Genomic DNA, 2473 nt, shown 5'->3' on the forward strand with positions numbered 1-2473 from the left:
GGAGCAGCCCGCCCGCCCGCCGGAGAGATTTGGTCAGCCTCCCAGCCAGGTCGTCACTGGACCGCGGGCGAAGTACACCAGGAAGCCGGCGGCGACGACCCACATGAGCGGGTGGATCTTGCCGGCCTTGCCGGACCCCGCCCGGATCAGCACCCAGGTGATGAAGCCGACGCCGATGCCGTTGGCGATGGAGTAGGTCAGCGGCATGGTGACGATGGTGAGGAACGACGGCAGCGCGATGGAGAAGTTCTGGAAGTTGATCTCGCGGATCTGCGCGACCATCATGGCTCCGACCACCACGAGCGCGGAAGCGGCGACTTCCAGCGGAACCACCGCGGTGAGGGGGGTGAAGAACATCGCGGCGAGGAACAGGAGCCCCGTGACCACTGAGGCGAGTCCCGTACGGGCGCCTTCACCGATGCCGGCAGCCGAGTCGATGAAGACGGTGTTCGATGAGCTCGACGTCGCTCCGCCGGCCACTGCCCCGACGCCCTCGATGATCAGGGCCGACTTGAGGCGGGGGAAGTTCCCCTGCTTGTTGGCGAGCCCGGCGCTCTTCGAGAGGCCGGTCATGGTGCCCATGGCGTCGAAGAAGTTGGTGAAGACCAGGGTGAAGACCAGCATGGTGGCTGCCAGGACGCCGATCCGGTCGAAGGCGCCGAAGCTGAACTGACCGATGAGGCTGAAGTCGGGGATCGAGACGATACTGCTCGGGATGACCGGGGCGTTCAGGTGCCACCCGCCGGGATTGTCCGGCCCCGTGAATCCGAGATCGAGGAAGGCCTCGATGACCACCGCGATGATGGTGGTGGAGACTATTCCGATGAGCAGCCCGCCCTTGACCCCGCGGGCCATCAGGATGCCCATGGTGATCACGCCGATCAGGAAGATCAGGGTCGGCAGTGTGGTGACCGATCCGTTGTCGCCCAGTTGCACGGGGGGACCGCCCGCTGTCCTGCTGACGAAGCCGGAGTCGACGAACCCGATGAAGGCGATGAACAAGCCGATGCCGACGGTGATGGCGGCCTTGAGCTGTCGAGGGACCGCGTTGAAGATGGCCGTCCGCGCACCGGTGACGGCGAGGAACACGATCAGCAGGCCGTTGATGACCACCAGACCCATCGCTTCAGCCCAGGTCACGTCGCCGATCACGGAGACCGCCAGGAACGAGTTGATGCCGAGGCCCGCTGCTATCCCGAACGGCAGGTTGGCGAAGATGCCGAAGATGATGGTCATCACGCCGGCGGTGAGACCTGTGACGGCACCTACCTGGGCGGCTGCCAGCCACCCGCCCTCGACGTCGGTGGCCGCTGTCTCTGCGCTGAACCCGCCGAGGATGAGCGGATTGAGAATCACGATATAGGCCATCGTGAAGAAGGTGACGAGACCACCACGGATCTCGCGTCCCGTCGTCGAGCCGCGCTCCGTGATTTGGAAGTAGCTGTCGAGCGATGAGAAGCGGCTGGCTGCCGGGCGCGGTTGAGCCGGCTCCGGCTCCGGCCCTTCGTGCGGATCGTTGTCGCGGGTGATGAGAGTCATGACGCTTCCTTCCTAGTAATCCACGCGGGCGGCGAGGGTGCTCCACGCCTCGAAGGGTGCGCAGTCACCGATTCCCGCGGACGGCGAGAGGCGGCACTGGCGGACGGGCATCGAGCGTTCCTCGACCGGGGTGGCGAAGTACTCGTAGAACACTGCGTCGTCGAAACCGGCACGGGCGGCGTCGTGCCGGTTGGCGGCGTAGACCACGTGCTTCACCCGGGCCCACAGCGCACTCGACAGACACATGGGGCACGGCTCGCAGCTCGTGTACAGGATGCATCCCGAGAGGTCGAACGTCTCGAGGGAGCGGCAGGCTTCACGAATGGCCATCACTTCGGCATGGGCCGTGGGGTCATTGTTCGCGGTGACCCGATTGACGCCTTCGAAGACGCGGCCATCAGGGGAAACGATGACGGCCCCGAAAGGCCCGCCCGAGTTGTGGACGTTGGCCGAGGCGAGAGACAGGGCACGGGCGAGGTACTGCTCTTCTTGCGTAATGGTGGTGCTCATGGGAACTCCCTGGCGAGGGCAACATCCATCGCGCACCACCGATGACAAGGGGGCAGGCGGCTACGACCAGACTGCTGCACGGATTTATTTGCAGGTCCGCCTGGTAGATAGCTACCCGGAAAGGGGTGCCCGCCGTTGGCTTCGACTCGAACTGTAGCACTCCAATGTGACTCAGACCACTGTTTTTTCGAAACAGTAATATCGGTGAGCGGAATTAGAGCGGCGGGGGAACGGCGAGCAAGCCCGATTCCACTCCGACTTGTTATTCCGCAGAGTAGATAATAATATCCATAATACGAAAAAAGTCCGACCCAACCCCTGATGCTCGAGGAGACTCAATGGCGAATCCCAGCCCCGGATACTCAATCACGCTACGGGTGGAGGCGCCGTCGGCCTTCACGACGACGGCCGACCTCGCCGCAGC

Annotated in this window: 2 protein-coding genes; both read right to left on the reverse strand. The window is 64.1% G+C overall.

Annotation, left to right across the window (positions count from 1 at the left end; translation table 11 throughout):
• Nucleotides 1-33: 33 nt before the first annotated feature.
• The gene (locus Y705_RS0106720) at nucleotides 34-1539 is read right to left on the reverse strand and encodes an NCS2 family permease (RefSeq protein WP_026532296.1); all 1506 of its coding nucleotides are present in this window, start codon (nucleotides 1537-1539) and stop codon (nucleotides 34-36) included.
• A 12-nt stretch (nucleotides 1540-1551) separates the two neighbouring features.
• Nucleotides 1552-2049, reverse strand: a complete 498-nt coding sequence (locus Y705_RS0106725; RefSeq protein ID WP_026532297.1) for a nucleoside deaminase — start codon at nucleotides 2047-2049, stop codon at nucleotides 1552-1554.
• Nucleotides 2050-2473: the final 424 nt, after the last annotated feature.

Origin of the sequence: Arthrobacter sp. H41 (assembly GCF_000520535.1) — a bacterium.
Taxonomy (GTDB): Bacteria; Actinomycetota; Actinomycetes; order Actinomycetales; family Micrococcaceae; genus Arthrobacter_D.

Coding starts and splice junctions, on each gene's coding strand:
- Y705_RS0106720 (WP_026532296.1), bottom strand. CDS start 1,539: ATGACTCTCATCACCCGCGACAACGATCCGCACGAAGGGCCGGAGCCG.
- Y705_RS0106725 (WP_026532297.1), bottom strand. CDS start 2,049: ATGAGCACCACCATTACGCAAGAAGAGCAGTACCTCGCCCGTGCCCTG.